This is a genomic window from Shewanella putrefaciens, assembly GCF_016406305.1.
Classification (GTDB): Bacteria; Pseudomonadota; Gammaproteobacteria; order Enterobacterales; family Shewanellaceae; genus Shewanella; species Shewanella putrefaciens_C.
The window spans coordinates 248,161-271,404 of record NZ_CP066369.1 but is presented as its reverse complement, the minus strand read 5'-3'; the positions used below and the strand labels follow the sequence as shown (position 1 = coordinate 271,404).

General features: G+C 47.0%; 19 protein-coding genes and 3 rRNA genes. 10 read left to right on the top strand and 12 right to left on the bottom strand.

The window, feature by feature from the left end:
- Window positions 1-130 precede the first annotated feature (130 nt).
- Together ppc and JFT56_RS01230 are read left to right on the top strand one after the other, a co-directional pair.
- Complete coding sequence (ppc, locus tag JFT56_RS01235; RefSeq protein ID WP_198781941.1) at window positions 131-2,800, top strand: phosphoenolpyruvate carboxylase; 2,670 nt, start codon at window positions 131-133, stop codon at window positions 2,798-2,800.
- Window positions 2,800-3,345 (top strand): DUF1439 domain-containing protein, encoded by a 546-nt coding sequence (locus JFT56_RS01230; RefSeq protein WP_198781940.1) that lies wholly within the window; start codon window positions 2,800-2,802, stop codon window positions 3,343-3,345. Before ppc ends, JFT56_RS01230 begins: the two co-directional genes overlap by 1 nt.
- Before the next feature lie 89 nt (window positions 3,346-3,434).
- On the opposite strand, the gene JFT56_RS01225 is transcribed toward JFT56_RS01230, so the two are convergent.
- Window positions 3,435-4,709, bottom strand: coding sequence for a CinA family nicotinamide mononucleotide deamidase-related protein (locus JFT56_RS01225; RefSeq protein ID WP_198781939.1), 1,275 nt, complete (start codon window positions 4,707-4,709; stop codon window positions 3,435-3,437).
- Window positions 4,710-4,924: 215 nt separating this feature from the next.
- On the opposite strand from JFT56_RS01225, the gene JFT56_RS01220 reads away from it, so the two are divergent.
- Window positions 4,925-5,419 (top strand): Hcp family type VI secretion system effector, encoded by a 495-nt coding sequence (locus tag JFT56_RS01220; RefSeq protein ID WP_198781938.1) that lies wholly within the window; start codon window positions 4,925-4,927, stop codon window positions 5,417-5,419.
- A 200-nt stretch (window positions 5,420-5,619) separates the two neighbouring features.
- On the opposite strand, the gene rrf is transcribed toward JFT56_RS01220, so the two are convergent.
- From rrf to JFT56_RS01185, 7 genes are all read right to left on the bottom strand, one after another.
- Window positions 5,620-5,735 (bottom strand): 5S ribosomal RNA (rrf, locus tag JFT56_RS01215).
- A 202-nt stretch (window positions 5,736-5,937) separates the two neighbouring features.
- Window positions 5,938-8,831, bottom strand: a 23S ribosomal RNA gene (locus JFT56_RS01210).
- Between the two features lie 369 nt (window positions 8,832-9,200).
- Window positions 9,201-10,743 (bottom strand): 16S ribosomal RNA (locus JFT56_RS01205).
- The 16S, 23S and 5S rRNA genes sit together here, the layout of an rRNA operon.
- Window positions 10,744-11,268: 525 nt before the next feature.
- Window positions 11,269-11,853: a TlpA disulfide reductase family protein gene (locus tag JFT56_RS01200; RefSeq protein ID WP_198781937.1), complete on the bottom strand. Its 585-nt coding sequence runs from the start codon at window positions 11,851-11,853 to the stop codon at window positions 11,269-11,271.
- Window positions 11,850-12,329 carry a heme lyase NrfEFG subunit NrfF gene (gene nrfF / locus JFT56_RS01195; RefSeq protein WP_198781936.1) on the bottom strand — a complete coding sequence of 160 codons (480 nt, stop codon included), beginning with the start codon at window positions 12,327-12,329 and terminating at the stop codon, window positions 11,850-11,852. The genes JFT56_RS01200 and nrfF overlap by 4 nt, the downstream gene beginning before the upstream one ends.
- A complete protein-coding gene (locus tag JFT56_RS01190) occupies window positions 12,326-12,880 on the bottom strand; it encodes a DsbE family thiol:disulfide interchange protein (RefSeq protein WP_198781935.1) in 555 nt (184 codons plus the stop codon). Before JFT56_RS01190 ends, nrfF begins: the two co-directional genes overlap by 4 nt.
- Window positions 12,881-12,891: 11 nt before the next feature.
- Window positions 12,892-14,871 (bottom strand): heme lyase CcmF/NrfE family subunit, encoded by a 1,980-nt coding sequence (locus tag JFT56_RS01185; RefSeq protein ID WP_198781934.1) that lies wholly within the window; start codon window positions 14,869-14,871, stop codon window positions 12,892-12,894.
- 400 nt (window positions 14,872-15,271) lie between these two features.
- Here JFT56_RS01185 and ccmI point away from each other — a divergent pair, with 400 nt between their 5' ends.
- Window positions 15,272-16,519 (top strand): c-type cytochrome biogenesis protein CcmI, encoded by a 1,248-nt coding sequence (gene ccmI / locus JFT56_RS01180; protein ID WP_198783468.1) that lies wholly within the window; start codon window positions 15,272-15,274, stop codon window positions 16,517-16,519.
- A gap of 82 nt (window positions 16,520-16,601) precedes the next feature.
- Here the strand turns inward: ccmI and JFT56_RS01175 are convergent, their stop codons facing one another.
- A complete protein-coding gene (locus JFT56_RS01175; RefSeq protein WP_198781933.1) occupies window positions 16,602-16,901 on the bottom strand; it encodes a c-type cytochrome in 300 nt (99 codons plus the stop codon).
- Between the two features lie 318 nt (window positions 16,902-17,219).
- On the opposite strand from JFT56_RS01175, the gene ccmA reads away from it, so the two are divergent.
- The 6 genes from ccmA to JFT56_RS01145 all read left to right on the top strand — a co-directional run bounded on the left by ccmA (window position 17,220) and on the right by JFT56_RS01145 (window position 21,110).
- A complete protein-coding gene (gene ccmA / locus JFT56_RS01170) occupies window positions 17,220-17,870 on the top strand; it encodes a cytochrome c biogenesis heme-transporting ATPase CcmA (protein WP_198781932.1) in 651 nt (216 codons plus the stop codon).
- Between the two features lie 11 nt (window positions 17,871-17,881).
- Window positions 17,882-18,568 carry a heme exporter protein CcmB gene (gene ccmB, locus JFT56_RS01165; RefSeq protein ID WP_007644473.1) on the top strand — a complete coding sequence of 229 codons (687 nt, stop codon included), beginning with the start codon at window positions 17,882-17,884 and terminating at the stop codon, window positions 18,566-18,568.
- A 1-nt stretch (window position 18,569) separates the two neighbouring features.
- Entirely contained in the window at window positions 18,570-19,316 is a 747-nt protein-coding gene (locus JFT56_RS01160; protein WP_198781931.1) for a heme ABC transporter permease, read from the top strand.
- A complete protein-coding gene (ccmD, locus tag JFT56_RS01155) occupies window positions 19,316-19,516 on the top strand; it encodes a heme exporter protein CcmD (protein ID WP_198781930.1) in 201 nt (66 codons plus the stop codon). Before JFT56_RS01160 ends, ccmD begins: the two co-directional genes overlap by 1 nt.
- Window positions 19,513-20,001 (top strand): cytochrome c maturation protein CcmE, encoded by a 489-nt coding sequence (ccmE, locus tag JFT56_RS01150; RefSeq protein WP_198781929.1) that lies wholly within the window; start codon window positions 19,513-19,515, stop codon window positions 19,999-20,001. The genes ccmD and ccmE overlap by 4 nt, the downstream gene beginning before the upstream one ends.
- A 194-nt stretch (window positions 20,002-20,195) precedes the next feature.
- A complete protein-coding gene (locus JFT56_RS01145; protein ID WP_233095557.1) occupies window positions 20,196-21,110 on the top strand; it encodes an ABC transporter substrate-binding protein in 915 nt (304 codons plus the stop codon).
- Between the two features lie 62 nt (window positions 21,111-21,172).
- Here the strand turns inward: JFT56_RS01145 and rplQ are convergent, their stop codons facing one another.
- The 3 genes from rplQ to rpsD are packed head-to-tail and all read right to left on the bottom strand — an operon-like array spanning window position 21,173 to window position 23,243.
- Window positions 21,173-21,568 (bottom strand): 50S ribosomal protein L17, encoded by a 396-nt coding sequence (gene rplQ, locus JFT56_RS01140; RefSeq protein ID WP_007644470.1) that lies wholly within the window; start codon window positions 21,566-21,568, stop codon window positions 21,173-21,175.
- Window positions 21,569-21,608: 40 nt separating this feature from the next.
- Entirely contained in the window at window positions 21,609-22,598 is a 990-nt protein-coding gene (locus tag JFT56_RS01135; protein WP_007644468.1) for a DNA-directed RNA polymerase subunit alpha, read from the bottom strand.
- Between the two features lie 24 nt (window positions 22,599-22,622).
- Window positions 22,623-23,243, bottom strand: coding sequence for a 30S ribosomal protein S4 (rpsD, locus tag JFT56_RS01130; protein ID WP_198781927.1), 621 nt, complete (start codon window positions 23,241-23,243; stop codon window positions 22,623-22,625).
- Window position 23,244: the final 1 nt, after the last annotated feature.

The following is a 23,244-nucleotide window of genomic DNA, read 5'->3' as shown; positions in this document are numbered from 1 at the left end:
ATTATTTGGATTGATTGCATATAAGATAAGTCAGTCGTATAAGTTATATGTTCCGCTGTTGACCATAGCCCCAAGTGATAGGTATTGTGCTAGCGGACTAAATGCTTATGTTTTTCTATTCGGAGTAACTATGGTGGTAACCAAGGCAGACAATGTGACGGATATGTATGCGTCATTAAGATCGAACGTGAGTATGTTAGGACAAATCCTTGGCGATACGATGCGCACCCACCTCGGCGATTCTTTTCTTGAGAAGGTTGAACAAATCCGTAAGCTGGCAAAAGACTCACGCCGTGGTGATGAAGCGGCTAGGGAGCAAATGCTAGAGCTGCTAACGGCCCTGCCAGACGAAGAGTTAGTCCCGTTTGCGAAAGCATTCAACCAATTCCTCAACCTCGCCAACTTATCTGAGCAATTCCATACCATTAGCCGTAACTGTGACGAGCTGGTTTGTGTGCCCGATCCCGTGGAGCAACTGCTTGGCCGTATGCTCAATGGCCGCATAGATCAAACTAAGATGTTGGATTGCTTAAAAACATTAGATATAGATCTGGTGCTCACAGCCCATCCAACGGAAATATCCCGTCGCACCCTGATCCAAAAATACGCCGCGATTGTCGACTGCCTTGCCGAGCAAGAAAACGACCAACTGTCGGATAGAGAACGTCAGCAAATCAATCTGCGCCTGCGCCAATTAATCGCACAAATCTGGCACACGAATGAGATCCGCCGTGAGCGCCCAACGCCAGTTGATGAAGCTCGCTGGGGATTATCCACTATTGAAGAATCCCTCTGGCATGCGGTACCTGACTTCCTAAGACAGCTTAACGACCAAGTTCAGCAACGCACGGGCCAACAATTACCTATCGATATAGCACCAGTGCGATTTTCAAGCTGGATGGGCGGCGATCGTGACGGCAACCCCTTTGTGACCGCCAAAGTCACCCAAGAAGTGCTCGATCGCAACCGCCATGCGGCGGCAAGATTGTTTTTAAAGGATATAGTGCTGCTGGTCGGCGAGCTGTCGATGGAAGAAGCCAATGATGAATTAAAGGCTTACACCAACAATAGCTGTGAACCCTATCGTTTTGTGCTGCGTTCATTAAGACAAAAGCTGCGCGATACCATAGATTACTTAAACGCTCGTATCGAAGGCCACAATCCTGAAGTCGATAAGTCGAGCCTAATTTGGCAAGAAAGTGATCTCAAAGCGCCGTTAGAAATGCTTTATAAGAGTTTAACCGACTGCGGCATGCGTTTGATCGCTAACGGTTTATTACTCGATATTCTCCGTCGTCTCGCCTGCTTTGGCATTCACATGCTCAGGCTCGACATTCGCCAAGATGCTGGCCGCCACTGCGATGTGCTCGCCGAGCTAACCCGTTACCTTGGCATGGGTGATTTCAATCATTGGGATGAAACCGAGAAACAAGCCTTCCTATTACGCGAACTCAGCAATCGCCGGCCATTGATCCCCAGCAACTGGCAACCCTCTGCCGATGTGGCCGAAGTGCTTAGTACCTGCCGTTTGATTGCTAAACATCCGGCTAAAGCACTTGGATCCTATGTGATTTCGATGGCGAGCAAACCCTCGGATGTATTGACCGTGTTACTGCTACTCAAAGAGACAGGTTGCTCACACTCAATGCGCGTGGTGCCACTGTTTGAAACCTTGAGTGACTTAAATAACGCCGCCGAGTGTATTACCGATTTACTCGATATCGACTGGTATCGTGGCTATACCAAAGGCATGCAAGAGGTGATGATTGGTTACTCTGACTCAGCCAAAGATGCCGGTGTTATGGCGGCGGCTTGGGCACAGTATCGGGCGCAGGAGCAGTTAGTTACAGTTTGTAAGCAAGCGGGTGTCAAACTCACCTTGTTCCATGGCCGTGGTGGCAGTATTGGTCGCGGAGGCGGTCCAGCACACAAGGCAATCCTATCGCAACCACCAGGTTCGGTCGATGGCCGCATTCGTGTCACCGAGCAGGGTGAAATGATCCGCTTCAAGTTTGGTCTACCCAAACTCGCGGTTCAAAGCCTAGCCCTTTATACCTCGGCCGTATTGGAGGCCACTTTATTACCTCCGCCGGAGCCTAAGCAAGAATGGCGCAACTGTATGGAACGTATCGCGCAGGAGTCCGTCAGTGCTTACCGGGGCATTGTTCGCGAAGAGCCTGATTTTGTAGCCTATTTCCGCGCGGCAACACCAGAGGTGGAACTAGGTAAACTACCACTCGGCAGTCGCCCTGCCAAACGGCGTGTCGATGGCGGCATCGAAAGTCTACGTGCCATTCCGTGGATCTTTGCTTGGTCGCAAAACCGTTTGATGTTACCGGCCTGGCTCGGTGCAGGTGAAGCCTTACAAGCCGCCAGTGAGCGTGGCGAGATGGGTTTACTGCAGGATATGGAACGGGAATGGCCCTTCTTCAGCACACGAATTTCCATGCTGGAAATGGTCTATGCTAAGGCTGAGCCTAATTTGGCTCGCTACTACGAAACCTGCTTGGTACCAAAAGACTTACACCATTTAGGTGAAACCCTGCGCCAACGCTTAGATCTCGGCATTAAAGTCGTGCTCGAACTGACAAAATCGGATAGTTTAATGGCGCATACACCTTGGAATCGCGAGTCAGTGAAACTACGCAATCCCTATATCGATCCATTAAACTTCTTACAGACCGAGCTATTAGCGCGGACACGTAAGGAAACCACTGAAACACCCGCCTCCGAACATGTACAGTTAGCACTAATGCTGACCATTGCTGGTGTGGCAGCGGGGATGAGAAACACAGGTTAATGAACAAAATCACCCGCACAATCTGCTTAGGGATCACTGTACTGCTTGGCGGCTGCGTCACCCAGTACAGTATCAGCGAGCGCGAAATGGAGCAGTACCTCAGTAAAGAAATTCACTTTGAGGTTAAGCAAGGCAATCAATTCGTTGGCGCAGAAGTGCGCATTAACGACATCAGTGTCAGGCTAGGGGAAAAACCTGACACTATGAGTGTGAGTGCCGCAACCCAAGTATCGATTAAGAATCCGATCTTTCCATTGAGTGCCAAACTCACTACGACGTTCGAGGCTAAACCTTGGTATGACAGCGCAACCCACAGTGTCTATCTGCGCCAGCTCGAATTAGTCAAAGTGGAGTCAACACCAAAGGATATTGAAAAAGCCATCAGCAGTGCCACGCCGCAGGTGATGGGCTATTTAAGACTATTCTTAGAGAACCAAGCCGTCTATGTGCTCGATACAAAAGATAGCAATCAAGCCTTAATGGCAAAAATGACCGAGAGTATTCAAGTTGCCCCTGGCAAATTAGTGCTTAAGTTCACTAAATAACGGCTCGTTTTATCGATAATCTTCTATAAAAAATGCTCCCTCGGGAGCATTTTTTTACAGACTCTAGCTTAGAGATATCCACAAATCCCTTACTTGCTAAATCGCCCAATCGATTGATAATCGACGATCACAGCTTCAGCTAAAAGCTCACGTCTTAGCATATCGTAGGCCACTGCCGCGCTTAAACTGCGCACGAGATCCCGCGAACGTCTCGGTAGTTTGATCATCTGACTATAAACGCCATTGCGGGTCGCTAATGCAATGGCAACTGTACCCACTGGCTTATCTTCTGTGCCGCCATCGGGTCCTGCAATACCACTGGTTGCCAGCGCATAATCACTGTCCAATATTTGCCTTGCACCCTTAGCCATTTCTTCCACAGTCGCAATTGAAACTGCGCCGTGATCGTCTAAGGTTGAAGGATTTACTCCGAGGACACGAACCTTAGATTCGTTACTATAAGTCACTAATCCGTGCTGTAAATAAGATGAACTACCGGGAAAATCGACCAATTGACTGGTGATCAAACCACCGGTGCAAGACTCGGCAACGCTTAAGGTCAAGCCTGAGTTTAGTAGCTTATAATGAATTTCTTCGGCAAGAGTGGCTTTATCTTCTGCGACTACCGCAGTACCCAGCACCATTTTGATGTGCCCAGCAACGCGAGGTAATACCGCAATAGCCTTCTCGCCACGGGCAAAAATCTTAATCTCAATATGCGGCATAGAAGAGCGATAACCGATTGTAATTCCCTCGGGTAACTCAAGTGGCTCTAACTTATCCGCCAACGCCGATTCACCATGGCCTATGGTCAATAGCTTCTTTAAAGCAACCTTTCCATCCAGATTAAACTCTTCGCGGATAAAAGGCACAAACTGTTCTGTAACCATATGCTTAAGCTCAAAAGGCACACCTGGGGTAAAGAATAACCAGGCACGATTAAGCTTAACTCTAAAACCACAGGCGGTACCCACTGGGTTATCGACCATCACCGCAGAGGCTGGCAACATGGCCTGTTTAAGGTTACTTAAGGGCATGACACGATTATTACGAGTAAACCAGTCCTCCAAACGCTCACGCCACTCGGCATTCTCAACCAATGACTCGCCCTTCGCCTTCGCCATGGCTAAAGCTGACATATCATCACTGGTCGGCCCTAGGCCGCCATTAACTAAAATCACATCGGCATGTAAGCTACGCTCTTGGAATACCGCGATCAGATCCTCGAGGCGATCGCCCACTGTGACTCGACGTTGAATTTCAATGCCATGCTCCATCATAGTACTAGCAAACCAAGCGGCGTTGGTATCAACAATCTGCCCCGCCAACACCTCTTCCCCAGTACAAATCATCTCTAATTTCATTATCTTCCCTTGAGTAAACATCACAAGTTTTGCCATAAGGTAGGTAACCACGCGCCGAATAGCAACTACAAACAATGAAATTAACTGCTGCGAAACTGTGAACACTGAGCACAAATCCGCCCAGCTACAGGGCAATTTTGCGCTACTCATAGCAAACACCGACTAAACTGATAGTTCAATGTTGTACTCACAAGCTCACGACAAGGTGAATGACTATGTTCAAAAGATGGATTTTACTCAGTGTATTGAGCATTTACTCGCTCAATACCCAAGCCGCAGTCGACATGTTTTTAAAAATTGATGGAGTAGATGGGGAAAGCCAAGACAGCCAACACCGTGGAGAAATAGATATACTCGCATGGTCATGGGGCGCCAGTAGCGACTCACGCAAAGTTTGTATTCAAGATATCAGCCTCACAAAATACGTAGACAGTGCATCACCTGAACTCCTGATGAATCAAGTCACCCATATTAAATATCCCAAAGCTACACTCGTAATGCGTAAAGCGGGAAGAGAGCAAAGCGAATACATTAATATCGAACTGACGAATGTATGGGTCTCGAGTCTTTCTACGGGTGGTTCAGGAGGAGAGGATCGCTTAACAGAAAACATTACACTGAATTTTGAGGAGTTAAAGTACAGCTATACACCAGAGAGCCCAGCAGCGGCCGTGTCGGCAACAATATCCAGCAGCAACCCATGCAAGTAGCATCACACAGTAATGGTATTTATGATTGCAGTTTCAAATCGCTACAGATTGTCTAAGGCTAACCAAGCCTTATATTACAAAAACAAAAAGCCCTCGCGATGAGGCAAGGGCTTTAATGTTTATTTGGATTTACTTATTCCAGATGCAAAAAAGCCAGCTTATTCAGCTGGCTTTGTTACATCTCAATGAGATAATTAGGCGCTTGGCGATGACCTACTCTCACATGGGGAGACCCCACACTACCATCGGCGCGATTGCGTTTCACTTCTGAGTTCGGGATGGGATCAGGTGGGACCACAATGCTATTGTCACCAAGCAAATTCGGTTTTAAACAAGACTCGAGAGCGCACTACGTGCTGCTAGATTCTAGATTCTAGATTCTAGATTCTAGATTCTAGGAACTAAAATCGGCTCTTATCTTATTTAATAATTCGGAAAGCTGTTTGTTTTCTGAGTCAACACTTCATTAAGTGCATATATTCTGTCTAAGTTCGCTTAGCAAAACCCATCTGGGTTGTATGGTTAAGCCTCTCGAGTCATTAGTACATGTTAGCTCAACGCCTCACAACGCTTACACACCATGCCTATCAACGTCCTAGTCTCGAACGGCTCTTTAGAGGTCTTATAGACCTAGGGATGACTCATCTTGGGGCTCGCTTCCCGCTTAGATGCTTTCAGCGGTTATCGATTCCGAACGTAGCTACCGGGCAATGCCATTGGCATGACAACCCGAACACCAGCGGTTCGTTCACTCCGGTCCTCTCGTACTAGGAGCAACTCCCCTCAATCATCCAACGCCCACGGCAGATAGGGACCGAACTGTCTCACGACGTTCTGAACCCAGCTCGCGTACCACTTTAAATGGCGAACAGCCATACCCTTGGGACCGACTTCAGCCCCAGGATGTGATGAGCCGACATCGAGGTGCCAAACACCGCCGTCGATATGAACTCTTGGGCGGTATCAGCCTGTTATCCCCGGAGTACCTTTTATCCGTTGAGCGATGGCCCTTCCATTCAGAACCACCGGATCACTATGACCTACTTTCGTACCTGCTCGACGTGTCTGTCTCGCAGTTAAGCTGGCTTATGCCATTGCACTAACCGTACGATGTCCGACCGTACTTAGCCAACCTTCGTGCTCCTCCGTTACTCTTTGGGAGGAGACCGCCCCAGTCAAACTACCCACCAGGCACTGTCCCTAACCCCGATTAGGGGTCTAGGTTAGAACATCAAAACTACAAGGGTGGTATTTCAAGGACGACTCCATCAGAACTAGCGTTCCAACTTCAAAGTCTCCCACCTATCCTACACATGTAGGTTCAATGTTCAGTGCCAAGCTATAGTAAAGGTTCACGGGGTCTTTCCGTCTAGCCGCGGGTATACGGCATCTTCACCGCAATTTCAACTTCACTGAGTCTCGGCTGGAGACAGCGTGGCCATCATTACGCCATTCGTGCAGGTCGGAACTTACCCGACAAGGAATTTCGCTACCTTAGGACCGTTATAGTTACGGCCGCCGTTTACCGGGGCTTCGATCATGAGCTTCTCTTGCGATAACCCAATCAATTAACCTTCCGGCACCGGGCAGGCGTCACACCGTATACTTCCTCTTGCGAGTTTGCACAGTGCTGTGTTTTTGATAAACAGTTGCAGCCACCTGGTATCTGCGACTCCCGTCAGCTTAGAGAGCAAGTCTCATCACCAACAAGAGCGTACCTTCTCCCGAAGTTACGGTACCATTTTGCCTAGTTCCTTCAGCCGAGTTCTCTCAAGCGCCTTGGTATTCTCTACCCGACCACCTGTGTCGGTTTGGGGTACGATTCCCGCTAACCTGAAGCTTAGAAGATTTTCCTGGAAGCATGGCATCAACTACTTCAGTCCCGTAGGACCTCGTCATCAGCTCTCGGCCTTAAGATTTCCCGGATTTGCCTAAGAAATCAGCCTACCACCTTAAACGCGGACTACCAACGCCGCGCTAGCCTAGCCTTCTCCGTCTCTCCATCGCAGTTAGCGGAAGTACAGAAATATTAATCTGTTTCCCATCGATTACGCCTTTCGGCCTCACCTTAGGGGTCGACTCACCCTGCCCCGATTAACGTTGGACAGGAACCCTTGGTCTTTCGGCGAGGGGGTTTTTCACCCCCTTTATCGTTACTCATGTCAGCATTCGCACTTCTGATACCTCCAGCGTGGGTTACCCCTTCACCTTCATCGGCTTACAGAACGCTCCTCTACCGCGCAACCCTAATGGGCTGCACCCGTAGCTTCGGTGGTATGTTTAGCCCCGTTACATCTTCCGCGCAGGCCGACTCGACTAGTGAGCTATTACGCTTTCTTTAAATGATGGCTGCTTCTAAGCCAACATCCTAGCTGTCTAAGCCTTCCCACATCGTTTCCCACTTAACATACACTTTGGGACCTTAGCTGACGGTCTGGGTTGTTTCCCTTTTGACGACGGACGTTAGCACCCGCCGTCTGTCTCCCGAGTAGTACTCATTGGTATTCGGAGTTTGCAAAGGGTTGGTAAGTCGGGATGACCCCCTAGCCTTAACAGTGCTCTACCCCCAATGGTATTCGCTCGAGGCGCTACCTAAATAGCTTTCGAGGAGAACCAGATATCTCCCGGTTTGATTGGCCTTTCACCCCCAGCCACAAGTCATCCGCTAATTTTTCAACATTAGTCGGTTCGGTCCTCCAGTTGATGTTACTCAACCTTCAACCTGCCCATGGCTAGATCACCGGGTTTCGGGTCTACACCTTGCAACTCAACGCGCAGTTAACACTCGGTTTCCCTACGGCTCCGCTATTCGCTTAACCTTGCTACAAAATGTAAGTCGCTGACCCATTATACAAAAGGTACGCAGTCACGGTCTCAAGAACCGCTCCCACTGCTTGTACGTATACGGTTTCAGGTTCTATTTCACTCCCCTCACAGGGGTTCTTTTCGCCTTTCCCTCACGGTACTGGTTCACTATCGGTCAGTCAGGAGTATTTAGCCTTGGAGGATGGTCCCCCCATATTCAAACAGGATGTCACGTGTCCCGCCTTACTCGTTTTCATCAATGGTTAGTTTTCGTGTACGGGGCTATCACCCTGTGCCGCTGCGCTTCCCAACGCATTCCACTAACACCCCACTGACTTAAGGGCTAATCCCCGTTCGCTCGCCGCTACTAGGGGAATCTCGGTTGATTTCTTTTCCTAAGGGTACTTAGATGTTTCAGTTCCCCTCGTTCGCCTCATGTAGCTATGTATTCACCACATGATGACCGCTTATGCGGCCGGGTTCCCCCATTCGGACATCGTTAGCTCAAATGCTTGTTACTAGCTCGCCAACGCTTTTCGCAAGTTACTACGTCCTTCATCGCCTCTGACTGCCAAGGCATCCACCGTATACGCTTAGTCGCTTAACCATACAACCCAAATGAGTTTCACATCACTTGAGTCGTTGCGACCAGCTGGTTTTACTTGTCTCACTTCTGACCAAAGAAGTGGACGCGCCTTAGACTTGAATATTCAAGACACTTAATAAAGTGTTTGAGAACTCAATGTTCAATGCTTTCGCATTAAACTTTTTTCGTATCAACACAACGACAGACATCATTGTGTTTAATACTATCAGCTTTCCAAATTGTTAAAGAACAAGCATCGTCGTTAAGACGTGCCACTCGCTCTACAAGAACAAGTTATCTGTGTGAACACTCAAAAACACGGATGTTTTTGTGTCGACTCGGCACGGATGCCATGTTGTCGACCCAACAAGCGTAAGTTAGTCGTATAGGTAAGGAGGTGATCCAGCCCCAGGTTCCCCTAGGGCTACCTTGTTACGACTTCACCCCAGTCATGAACCACAAAGTGGTGAGCGCCCCCCCGAAGGTTAAGCTACCCACTTCTTTTGCAGCCCACTCCCATGGTGTGACGGGCGGTGTGTACAAGGCCCGGGAACGTATTCACCGTGGCATTCTGATCCACGATTACTAGCGATTCCGACTTCATGGAGTCGAGTTGCAGACTCCAATCCGGACTACGACGAGCTTTGTGAGATTAGCTCCACCTCGCGGCTTTGCAACCCTCTGTACTCGCCATTGTAGCACGTGTGTAGCCCTACTCGTAAGGGCCATGATGACTTGACGTCGTCCCCACCTTCCTCCGGTTTATCACCGGCAGTCTCCCTAGAGTTCCCACCATTACGTGCTGGCAAATAAGGATAGGGGTTGCGCTCGTTGCGGGACTTAACCCAACATTTCACAACACGAGCTGACGACAGCCATGCAGCACCTGTCTCACGGTTCCCGAAGGCACAACCGCATCTCTGCAGTCTTCCGTGGATGTCAAGAGTAGGTAAGGTTCTTCGCGTTGCATCGAATTAAACCACATGCTCCACCGCTTGTGCGGGCCCCCGTCAATTCATTTGAGTTTTAACCTTGCGGCCGTACTCCCCAGGCGGTCTACTTAATGCGTTAGCTTGAGAGCCCAGTGTTCAAGACACCAAACTCCGAGTAGACATCGTTTACGGCGTGGACTACCAGGGTATCTAATCCTGTTTGCTCCCCACGCTTTCGTGCATGAGCGTCAGTCTTTGTCCAGGGGGCCGCCTTCGCCACCGGTATTCCTCCAGATCTCTACGCATTTCACCGCTACACCTGGAATTCTACCCCCCTCTACAAGACTCTAGTTCGCCAGTTCGAAATGCTATTCCTAGGTTGAGCCCAGGGCTTTCACATCTCGCTTAACAAACCGCCTGCGCACGCTTTACGCCCAGTAATTCCGATTAACGCTCGGACCCTCCGTATTACCGCGGCTGCTGGCACGGAGTTAGCCGGTCCTTCTTCTGTAGGTAACGTCACAGCTACAGTTTATTAAACTGCAACCTTTCCTCCCTACTGAAAGTGCTTTACAACCCGAAGGCCTTCTTCACACACGCGGCATGGCTGCATCAGGGTTTCCCCCATTGTGCAATATTCCCCACTGCTGCCTCCCGTAGGAGTCTGGGCCGTGTCTCAGTCCCAGTGTGGCTGATCATCCTCTCAGAACAGCTAGGGATCGTCGCCTTGGTGAGCCATTACCTCACCAACTAGCTAATCCCACCTAGGTTCATCCAATCGCGGAAGGCCCGAAGGTCCCCTCCTTTCCCCCGTAGGGCGTATGCGGTATTAGCAGTCGTTTCCAACTGTTATCCCCCTCGACTGGGCAGATCCCTAGGCATTACTCACCCGTCCGCCGCTCGCCACCTCAGAAGTAAACTCCCTTGTGCTGCCGCTCGACTTGCATGTGTTAGGCCTGCCGCCAGCGTTCAATCTGAGCCATGATCAAACTCTTCAATTAAAGTTTTGTTGTTTGACTTACGTCAAACGGCTCAATGAATTCTGTCATTTGTTTCCACTTTTAAAAAAGTGAAATCAAAATTATGTACATATTGCTATGAACACTCTTCATCATTGATTTAATTCTTTGACTGCCAACCCTAAGGCTAAGCAGTTTCGATTAACTCAACACCTGTGAGTGTCCACACAGATTTCTTGTTTTATCTTGTTAAAGAGCAACTCAATATTCGTAAGAGAACTTGAGTACCACACTGAGCGCCGAACGCTTCCAGTTGGCTAGGGCTGCGTATTCTACGCATTTCCCGTTTCGCGTCAAGGAGTATTTTTCAACTTCTTGCTGCGCTTGAATTAAGTGCTTAAAAGCTGCTCAATTCAACCTAACTCGTCAGCTTGCTTTCGCTGTCTGCCGTGTCAGTGGATGCGCATTATAGGGAGATTGAGAAAGTCCGCAAGGGCTTTTTAAATGAAAAAAGATCGCATGGCGATCTTTTAAACAATGGCGATTCTTTTCTATGCAAAGTGCCGATTAATTGGGCTTTTCACGGCCTTTATCAATAAAACCTTGGATTAATGAGACAGCTTTGGCGTCGTCCCAATCGACAAAAGATCGCACAAACGCAATGAGCTGACCGTCTTGATCTAGGATAAAGGTGGCAGGAATAGTGTCAAGTGGAAATACTTGTCCTAGGTTTTGCTCAGGATCGTAATAAGAGTTAAACCCTGCCATCCCGAGTGTGTTCAAAAACGATTGCACCTGTTGTTTACCTTCGGCATCGATGGATATTGGTAACAGCGCAAAGTCTTCCGCTTTAAACTTAGTTGCCAATCTCTCAATCGCAGGTAGCTCTCTTACGCAGGGTGGACACCAAGTTGCCCACATGTTCACCATGATGACTTTACCTTTGTAGTGGCTGAAGTCGATGGCTTTGCCATCGACATCATTAAATGCTACGGGTTTGATAGGGTATGTCTTAGGCAATACATTGATAAGATCGACCGTTGACTCTATCGGTTTAGTTGCCTGTTGCATGCCTGGATAAGCATAAGCACTGCCACCAGCCAATAGGGATAGGCAAGATAGAATCAATGTCGTCGCTAATGGATGTTTCATTTATTATCACGCTTGAGTAACGCATCCAACGCTTTTTGATCTTCGGCGCTGATTTCCTGTGGCGCATTGCCACTAATACGTTGCTTACGAATAAAGACAAAACCGATAAGTAACCCGAATAGCAATAGAGCTACGGGACCTAACCAGAGAATGTAGGTTTTAGTCTCCATTTTGGGCTTATAGAGTACAAACTCACCATAGCGGCTGGTCATAAACTCGATGATCTCCTCATCTCCTTTACCTTCATCAACCATCTTAAAGACTTCAAGACGCAAATCTCGGGCAACGGGTGAATTGGAATCGATCAAGTTTTGATTTTGACACTGTGGACAACGCAGTTCATGGGCCAAAGACAAACCACGCTTTTGATTTTCAGGTGTTTTGAATTCGTAAGTATCGACTGGTGTTGCCATGACGGCGGTCGTCATGCTGAACAACAGCACTAGACCACCGATGAGTTTTGTCAGCATTTTCATGATGCGCCATCCTTCACTGCTTCAGCTTGTAATTGTTGGATCATTGGGTAAAGGGTTTCACTCCATACACGCTGGTCGATTGGACCAGCGTAGCGATAGCGGATAATACCATTATGATCAACAACAAAACTTTCAGGCGCACCATAAACGCCAAGATCTAACCCTAAACGACCATCTTTATCATAAATATTGACGTTATAGGGATCGCCCTGACGACGTAACTCTTCTAATGCGGGACCACGTTCATCGCGATAGTTAATCCCATATATTGGCAGAAGATTTTTACGTTTTAACATCACTAAGAAAGGGTGCTCATATTTACAAGAGGGGCACCAAGTCGCCCACACATTGAGTAATGACACTTTACCTTTCAATTGCTCGTTCGTAATCATCTCTGCAGGTGTTTCGAGACGTTCCAGTTGGAAAGCCGGAATAGGCTTTCCTTCTAGGGCGGAATCCAGTTGCTGTGGATTCAAGAATAATCCTTTATATAAAAACACCCCCATGGCGAGAAATATGACCAATGGGATAAACAGAACCAACTTCTTCATACATTCCCCAACTATTGAGCCGTTGCCAATTTCGCTTTGCCAGCTTCCGGCTTAACAACTTCAGCGACCTTTGAGCGATACCGTTTGTCTGATGCCGCAAAGAAACCGCCGACCATCATAAAAATCGACCCGAACCATAACCAGCGAACGAAGGGCTTATAGTTCAAACGTACTGCAAACTCGGTGCTGCTGATAGGATCGCCCATAGTCACATACAGATCGCGGAATAGACCCCAGTCGATACCGGCTTCAGTCATATCCATAGTACGCACATTGTACTGGCGACGATCAGGCTTGAGTAATGTCAGTAATTTATCACCCTTATAAACCTCGATTTGACCTTGTTGCGCTGTGTAGTTAGGACCAACAACATTCTTAGTTTCAAGGTATTTAAAGGTATAACCCGCTAACTCTTGGGTGATACCTGGGCCCATACGAACACTTTTCTCAACCGAGTAGTTAGACACCATAGTGGCGCCAATCACTGAAACCGCAATGCCTAAGTGAGCGATGATCATACCAAGTTGGCTGCGTCCCATACGCGCTATGCTCACATCGCCGTCTTTTGGCTTAACAATGTTATAAGCCGCTCTGGCCGTCGCAAGAATAATCCATGTCGCGGCAGCGATACCACAGGCAACCCAAGCGTTAAAGGCGCCATCAATAATAAATGGCATCACAGCACCAATCGCAATTGAAATAAGTGCCGGCAGTAATAACTGACGCTTTAACTCACCCGCTTTGGATTTTTTCCAACGAATGATTGGACCTACACCCATAAAGCCAAATAGGACTAAAACGATAGGCACGAATACCGCGTTAAAGTATGGAGGTCCAACAGAGATTTTACCCATGCCTAACGCATCGATCAGCAGTGGATATAAAGTGCCTAACAGTACAGTACCCGCTGCAACCGTCAGTAACACGTTACAAACTAACAGCATGGTTTCTTTTGATTTCAGCTCGAAGCGCGCAGGACTGCTCATTTCGCTGGCACGGAAGGCAAACAAAGTCAGCGAACCACCGATGGCTAAACCAAGCAGTAATAGAATAAACATACCGCGGCTTGGATCGGCTGCGAATGAATGCACTGAGGTCAATACCCCAGAACGCACGATAAAGGTACCGAGTAAACTTAACGAGAAGGCAAAAATTGACAGCAATACCGTCCAGTTACGGAAGGCGCCGCGCTTTTCGGTCACAATCAAAGAATGAACCAGCGCAGTACCGACTAACCAAGGCATAAAGGAAGCATTTTCCACTGGATCCCAGAACCACCAGCCGCCCCAGCCTAATTCGTAATATGCCCACCAAGAACCTAACGCGATACCGCCAGTTAGGAAGATCCAAGCGGCTAATGTCCAAGGACGTGACCAACGAGCCCAAGCAGAATCTAAACGACCGCTCATTAAGGCTGCAATGGCAAAGGCAAAACTTACCGAGAAACCCACATAACCTAAATACAACATAGGTGGATGGAAGATTAATCCCACATCCTGCAGCATAGGGTTTAAGTCACGGCCTTCTGCTGGCATAGGGAATAAACGCTCAAATGGGCTCGAGGTGAGCAACATAAATAAGCTAAAACCAATCACTATCAGTGCTAACACCGCCAACACACGGGCAGTAAACACTTCTTCTAAGCCTTTACTAAATAAGGCAACCGATGCAGCCCAAGTCGACAGAGCGAATACCCAAAATAATAGTGACCCTTCGTGACCGCCCCATACGGCCGCAATCTTAAAGAAGATAGGTAACTGAGAATTTGAGTGATGCGCGACATAGGCGACAGAAAAATCATCGACGGCAAAACTATAACCAAGTGATATCACAGATAAAGTGATAAAGAAGAACATTCCATACGCTAACGGCCACGCATATCTCACTAAATATTGATCTTTACGGGCAACACCTATTAGGGGAACGCTGATTAATAAGAAGGCAAATGCCACCCCTATTATCAACGAAAAGTGTCCAAGTTCTGGGATCATGGGTTTTCCTCAGTCTCTAATAATATGTTGATTTAGAAAGATTCTAGACCAACGCACAACATGCTGTTCACACAAACGCACGAAATTTTGCTCATTTTAGTATTTGCTATTGTTCCTGTCTGCCTCTTTCGTACAAAACTGGGTGACTTGTCTCATTCTCAATTTTTGAGGTAAATAAAAGTCATATAAGGCCTACAGTTCTGGGTGTGACAGATAAATGAGCCTTAAGTTTCATACTGATTTGACAAGATGGATCAATTTGTGAACCAGTGCCCAACTATAAGCTTTCAGCGTCATGAATGCCTTATATTACTGTTCAATGAATAATCTTTACGTATAATCTTGCTTCCAAGCCGGCGGTAACACCGCTTTTATGCAAACTAAAGTGAATATAGAAACAATGACGACATTTTGGATTTTTATTGCGCTTGTTGTGTTAGTCAGCCTAACGTTGATTTGGATCCCGCATTTCAGACAACAAAAACTGTTACGCACAGAAGAGGCCGGCGTGCGTAAACAAACCAACCTCGAACTGTTTAATGAACGTCTGGCGACGCTTGAAAAAGAGCTTCGCGAAGAATTACTCGATCAAGCCGAGTTCGATGCCCTAAAGAAAGAGCTAGAAATCAGCTTGCTACAAGATATCAAACAAGCGGGTGATGATTCGTTAGTAAATCAAATCAAACCCAAAACCATCCTCTGGCCATCGATCATGTCGGTATGCTTGATTGCCATCTCGGGTTACCTCTATCAACATTTAGGTGCCTTCCAAAACATCGATAATGTCCAACCTGCTAATCCCCATGCAGGCATGGATACGGCGCAGATCATGGCGCAACGTGTGCAAATGATGGAAGCTCAGATTCAAGCAGAGCCAGAGAACAGCCAGGCATGGTTTAGCCTAGGCCATGCCTATGTCTCTGCAAACCAATTCGACAAAGCCATTGCCGCATTTGATAAAGTCATAGAGTTAGTGGGTAAGCACGCTGAATTGTTAGGCCCAAAAGCCACGGCTATGTACTACAAGGCTGGCCAGCAAATGACGCCGCCCATTCAGGCATTGATCGATGAATCCTTGGCAATGGATCCACAGGATCCGTCTACCCTGCTTCTCGTGGGTATGGATGCATTCTTCACGGCCAATTACCAAAAAGCGATCGCCTCTTGGCAAACCATTCTCGACAGTAACCGCACCGATGTTGATCGCGCCGCTTTGATGGAAGCCATCGAAACCGCTAATTTGCGGATGAAAGCTGAAACTACGGGTATGCCAAACGATGACACACACAAGCAAGCTCAGGTTGCGAACAAATCGGTGAGTATCGCTATCTCTATCTCCCCCGAACTTGCAGCCAAAGCTAGCCCAGAAGACACTATCTTTGTATTCGCCCGTGCAACTGAAGGCCCTAAAGTACCGTTAGCAGCGACTAAGGTCAGTGCGAAATCCTTACCTGTTACAGTGACATTGGATGACAGCACCAGCATGGGTGGCGATGTAAAATTAAGCCAAACCGCTAGTGTTGAAGTCATTGCCGTCTTATCTAAGCATGGCAATATCAAACCACAGGCTGGCGATATCCAAGGCAAGATCAGCAAAGTGAATGTGGGTGAAACCGCAAGTTTAGTACTGGATACCCAAGTACAATAAATCTTCTCCCATAGCGCTAAGTCTTGGCTTAGCGCAGACATAAAAAAACCGGCTTGCGCCGGTTTTTTTAACACTGAAAAAATTACTGAGCTTTAGACATAAATTCAATAGCTGCTTTGTAATCTTCATCAGTACAATCAGTACACATACCACCTGGTGGCATAGCGTTTAGACCAGTTTTCACACTTTTCACTAAAGTATCAATACCTTTAGCTAAGCGTGGTTCCCATTCTGCAGCGTTATGCGCTTTTGGAGCACCAGCAACACCCATGCTGTGGCATACGGTACATGCCTTATTATAAATAGCTTCAGCTTCTTGAGCTGATACGTTGACCGACAAAGTCAAAGCAGCGACTGCAGTCATTGCTAACAGTTTTTTCATGTTCAATGTTCCTAATGCAAATACGTACAAAGCTCGACGCTGCCCTTCTAAGGCAGACTCATAATAGCGCACTAAGATTACTACAAACTTCAATAAATCTCATCTTTTTGTGATTAGAATCTCAGCGTAAATCTAATCAGGCGACAAGCACGACAAATTCGTTAATATATTAGCAAGTCGTAAAAAAGTTCGATAAATATTGCGGTTATTGGAACCACATCAAATTGCTGACATCTAGTACAAAGCAAGTGTAAACCCCCCAATAACGTTTGTGTTAGAATCACTTGTGTTTCCTTCCGGCTTGAGATAGAGGGTTCAGTGACAAATATAACTTCAGTAAACACACTGGTATCAGCGAGCAAGCTGACATGTATCCGCGAAGAACGTATCCTGTTTGATGAATTAAGTTTTGAAATTAATGCTGGTGATATAGTCCAAATTGAAGGACCTAATGGCGCGGGCAAAACGAGCTTACTACGTATTTTAGCTGGCCTTTCGCGCCCCTATGCGGGACAAACCTATTATCTCAATGAAGATATCAACAGCTGCCGCGATGAATACAATGAAGACTTGTTGTATTTAGGCCACCTTGCCGGAGTAAAGTGCGAATTAACCGCCGAAGAAAACCTTAATTTCAATTTAAGAATCAGTGGTTATGATGATTTTGATACAGCGTCAATTTTAGCCAAAGTTAACTTAACTGGCTTTGAAGAAGCACTTGCAGGACATTTATCCGCTGGCCAGCACCGCAGAACCGCATTAGCGCGACTCTGGCACAATAACAGTAGAATTTGGATCCTCGATGAACCTTTTACTGCTATCGATAAAAAAGGGGTTGAAGAACTGGAGCAATTATTTATCCAACATGCGGATAATGGAGGTTGCGTGATCCTCACAACTCACCAAGATATGGGCATTATCAAAGATGATAGGCTTCGTAAAATTCGTCTAGATTATCGCTTCGTATAAGGTTAAGCACAATGAAAAGAGGCATCAGCTTTACCCAGGCATTTTTTACCTTGCTCCAGCGGGATCTCAAAATTGCCATCCGTCACCGTGGTGATATTTTTAACCCGTTATTATTCTTCGTGATGGTCGTGACCTTATTCCCTTTAGGCATTGGGCCAGAGCCACAGATGTTAGCCCGTGTTGCACCTGGGATCATTTGGGTCGCGGCGTTGCTCGCGTCTATGCTCTCGCTTGAACGTTTATTCAAAGCCGACTTTAGTGATGGCAGCTTAGAACAAATGCTGCTGAGTCCACAGCCCTTATCGATTCTTGTACTCGCTAAAGTACTCGCCCATTGGATACTCACCGGCGTACCACTGATTATCATAGCGCCACTGCTTGCGGTGCTGCTCAATCTCGATAGCAATAGTTACGGCGCGCTCATTGCGACACTCGCCCTCGGGACACCGGTTCTTTCGCTACTTGGCGCTATTGGTGTAGCGTTAACGGTCGGCCTACGCAAAGGTGGTGTGCTTCTCAGCTTGCTAATTTTGCCCCTGTATATTCCCGTGCTCATTTTCGCAACTAGCGCTATAGATGCGGCAGGAATGAATTTACCCTATGATGGTCAGCTCGCTATAATTGGCGCTATGTTGATCGGTTCGTTAACCTTGGCACCCTTTGCAATAGGTGCATCTCTGCGAGTGAGTACTAACTAAAATGTGGAAATGGTTACACCCTTACGCGGATCCTGAACGCGCATATAAATTATCAGGAACCTTATTTCCTTGGTTTGCTACCTTAGCCTGTCTTTTCATTACCGTTGGCACAGTCTGGGGATTGCTATTTGCCCCCACAGACTACCAACAGGGTGATAGCTACCGTATTATCTTTATCCATGTGCCGGCCGCATCAATGTCTATGGCCGCCTATATGGGTATGGCGACAGCCGCCTTTATTGGATTAGTCTGGCAGGTCAAACTGGCGGATTGGGCCGCAGCGTCCATCGCACCTATTGGTGCTGTCATCACCTTTATTGCACTCTTCACCGGGGCTGCATGGGGTAAACCTATGTGGGGTACTTGGTGGGTGTGGGATGCACGCTTGACATCGGAACTCGTGCTACTTTTCCTATACCTAGGCGTAATATCACTTTATGCATCATTTGAAGATAAAGTGCTTGCGGCTCGTGCTGCTGGGATCTTGGCGATCGTGGGTGTCATTAATATCCCTATTATCAAATACTCAGTTGAATGGTGGAGTTCATTACATCAGCCATCAACTATCCGTATTACCGAGAAATCGACCATGTCGACTGAAATGTTGTATCCACTTTTAATCAATATTTTAGGTTTCGGCCTTATGATAGGCGCCATCACTATTGTGAGATTTAAAGCAGAGATTCTAGCAAGGAATGGCATGCGCCCTTGGGTGCGTGAACTTGCAAAGGCTGAGGAGGTCAAATAATGCAATTCGATTCAATCAGTGATTTTTTCAATATGGGCGGCTATGCATTCTATGTCTGGCTATCCTACGGTGTAACCTTCTTCTGCTTGTCTACACTCATCATTACGAGTGCGCGTCAAAAACGCAAAGTACTGATTGAGATTGCGAAGAAAATGAACCGCGAAGAACGCCTTAAAGAAACTAGGAGTACCAAATCGTGAACCCAAGACGCAAAAAGAGACTGACGCTAGCTGTAGCATTAATCGGTGGTGTTGCCGCGATTGCTTCGCTTTTACTGTATGCGCTGAACTCCAACCTTAACCTGTTCTATACGCCCTCTGAGATTGTTCACGGCAAAACTGATACAGGAGTAAAACCGGAAGTAGGACAACGTATTCGTGTAGGTGGTATGGTGACTGTCGGCTCAATGGTACGCGATCCAAACAGTCTGCATGTGCAATTCGCAGTACACGATTCATTGGGTGGTGAAATCCTAGTAACCTATGATGACCTATTGCCCGATCTATTCCGTGAAGGACAAGGCATTGTCGCCCAGGGCGTGTTAGGTGAAGATGGCAAACTCGCAGCAACTGAAGTTTTAGCTAAGCATGATGAGAACTATATGCCACCAGAAGTTGCCGAGGCCATGGGCCAAAAACACGAAAAACTCGATTACAGCCAGCAGAATACGGCGGCGCCTAAGTAATCCATCTCCATTGCAAAAGCCTCTTCGTGAGGCTTTTTTATTCCTAAATTTCAGCGATAAAAGCTGAACTATAATAAAAGCAGTTTCCATAAAACAAACTGCACATGACTTCTATAACATCCATAGTCAACCGATCTCTGTTAATACTTCTGCTCGCATTTTGCAGCAACTTTACTAACGTCTATGCTGCGAAAGTGGTTGTTATTGAAAGTTATCATCAAGGTTATCTGTGGGACAAACAATATTATCAAGCCATTCTCGATAATCTCACTCCGCAACATGAAGTGAGTTATTTTGAAATGGATACGAAACGTATACCTAAGAACCAATATGCAGCACAGGCCGATCGGGCCTGGCAGTTTATCGAGCAACAAAAGCCGCAGCTTGTGATCCTGGCTGACGATAATGCCGTTAATTTCCTGCATCAAAGATTAAATATCAGTCAAATACCCGTGGTCTATCTCGGGGTCAATATGAATCCAAGAGAGTACCAACTCAATGAACATAAACTGTTCACCGGTGTACTTGAAAGACCATTACTTCGGCGCTCATTAATCCTTATCCATCGGCTGTTACCAAAATCAGAACATAGAAAAATATTGGTGATGTTCGATCAAAGTAATACATCAAAACTTGCGGCCGATTACATTAGCAAACAGCAATCAAGCATGTTGAGTGATATTGAGGTCAACGTAGTACAACTGAATCGCCTAGAGGAATGGCAGCAACAAGTACTGACAGCCAAGAAACAAGGTTTTACCGCTATTGTTATAGCACTCTATCAAACAGTAAGAGATGAAGGTAATCACTCTGTCGACGCCGAACAACTGCTTAAATGGATTGCGGAAAATACCCCTGTTCCTAATTTTGGGTTTTGGGGATTCAGTGTCTCCGCTGATGGTAACATAGGTGGCTATGTGTTAGATGGCTATCATCACGGAACCATAGCCGCGAAAATGGCAGCAAAGATCCTTACAGGTGAAAAACCAGAGGATATTTTTCCGGTAACGGATGACCTTGGAACCTATATGTTCAGTCGGCAAGGGGTTGAGAAATGGCAGCTAAACCTACCTAAAGAGATAGAAAAACAAACGCTATGGGTGGATTAAAGACGAATGAAAGGCATAAAAAAACCGGGCTATTGCCCGGTTTTTTAAATGTGTAACCTTAATTATTCAGCAGCTTCAACATCAACAGCTTGAGCAGCTTCTGGGCGACCAACTAGCTCGATGTAAGCCATTGGGGCTTTATCACCAGCACGTAAACCGCACTTAAGGATACGGGTATAGCCACCAGGACGTTCCTGGTAACGTGGACCCAACTCAGTAAATAACTTACCTACGACTTCAGCGTCGCGAGTACGTGCAAACGCTAAACGACGGTTTGCAACGCTGTCACTCTTAGCAAGTGTTATCAGAGGCTCAACTACGCGACGCAGTTCTTTCGCTTTAGCTACGGTTGTCTTGATGATCTCATGACGAACCAGTGAGCTTGCCATGTTACGGAACATAGCTTGGCGGTGGCTGCTGTTGCGGTTAAGTTGACGACCACTCTTACGATGGCGCATGACCTAATCCTTATAACCTAAATCTGTACAAACCTGAGACTTATAGGTCGTCTGCTAAACTAGCTGGAGGCCAGTTTTCCAAACGCATACCTAACGACAGTCCGCGAGAAGCCAAAACGTCCTTAATTTCAGTAAGAGATTTCTTACCTAGGTTAGGGGTCTTAAGCAGCTCAACTTCAGTACGCTGTACCAGATCTCCGATGTAATGAATCGCTTCGGCTTTCAAGCAGTTAGCCGAACGTACAGTTAGCTCTAAATCGTCGACAGGACGCAACAGAATCGGATCGAACTCCGGCTTCTCTTCTTTCAATTCTGGCTCAGTCACGTCACGCAGCTCAACAAACGCATCCAGCTGTTCGGCTAAGATGGTTGCAGAACGACGGATAGCTTCCTCAGGATCGATAGTACCGTTAGTGGTCATATCGATAACGAGTTTATCCAAGTCAGTACGCTGTTCAACACGAGCTGCTTCTACATTGTAGGCAATACGTGCGACTGGCGAGAAAGAAGCATCAACCAGCAAACGGCCGATTGGGCGATCATCGTCTTCGGTCTGTGCACGAGCAGATGCTGGCACATAACCACGACCACGCTCAACGCGAATACGCATGCTGATATCATTGTTACCAGTCAAATGACAGATAACATGATCAGGATTCACGATAGTGACATCACCATCATGCGTGATATCTGCTGCGATGACAGGGCCTGCGCCGGACTTGCTCAACGTAAGCATAGCCTCGTCTTTACCCTCGATAGTCACTGCTAACCCTTTCAGGTTTAACAAGATCTCAAGGATATCTTCTTGTACGCCTTCCTTACTGCTGTATTCGTGCAGTACACCGTCAATCTCGACTTCGGTAACCGCGCAGCCGGGCATAGACGACAATAGGATGCGACGCAACGCGTTACCTAAAGTGTGGCCGAAACCACGCTCAAGCGGTTCCAGTGTAACCTTGGCACGTGTTGAGTTAACCTGCTCGATATCAACGAGACGCGGTTTAAGAAATTCTGTAACAGAACCCTGCATTGTGTCCTCTCTTGTTTGTTAGCCTTACTTAGAGTAAAGCTCGACGATCAGCTGTTCGTTAATTTCCGCAGACAAATCGCTACGTTCTGGAACGCGCTTGAAAGCACCTTCCATTTTCGCGCTGTCGACTTCAACCCATGTAGGCTTCTCGCGTTGAGCTGCCACTTCTAAAGCCGCTTTAATACGAGCTTGAGTGCGTGACTTCTCGCGGATGCTCACAACATCATTCGCAGACACTTTGAATGACGGAATGTTAACAACACGACCGTTAACCATAATTGATTTATGGCTTACTAGCTGACGTGATTCTGCACGAGTCGCACCGAAGCCCATACGATAAACAACGTTATCTAAACGGGTTTCTAAAAGTTGCAACAGGTTTTCACCAGTGTTGCCTTTCAGACGTGCAGCATCTTTGTAGTAGTTACGGAATTGTTTTTCTAACACACCGTAAATACGACGAACTTTTTGTTTTTCGCGTAACTGTAAACCGTACTCTGACAGACGTGGCTTACGAGCGCCATGCTGTCCAGGTGCAGATTCCAGTTTACACTTTGAATCGATTGCTCTCACACCGCTTTTTAAGAAAAGGTCTGTACCTTCTCGGCGGCTGAGCTTGAGCTTGGGACCCAAGTATCTTGCCATG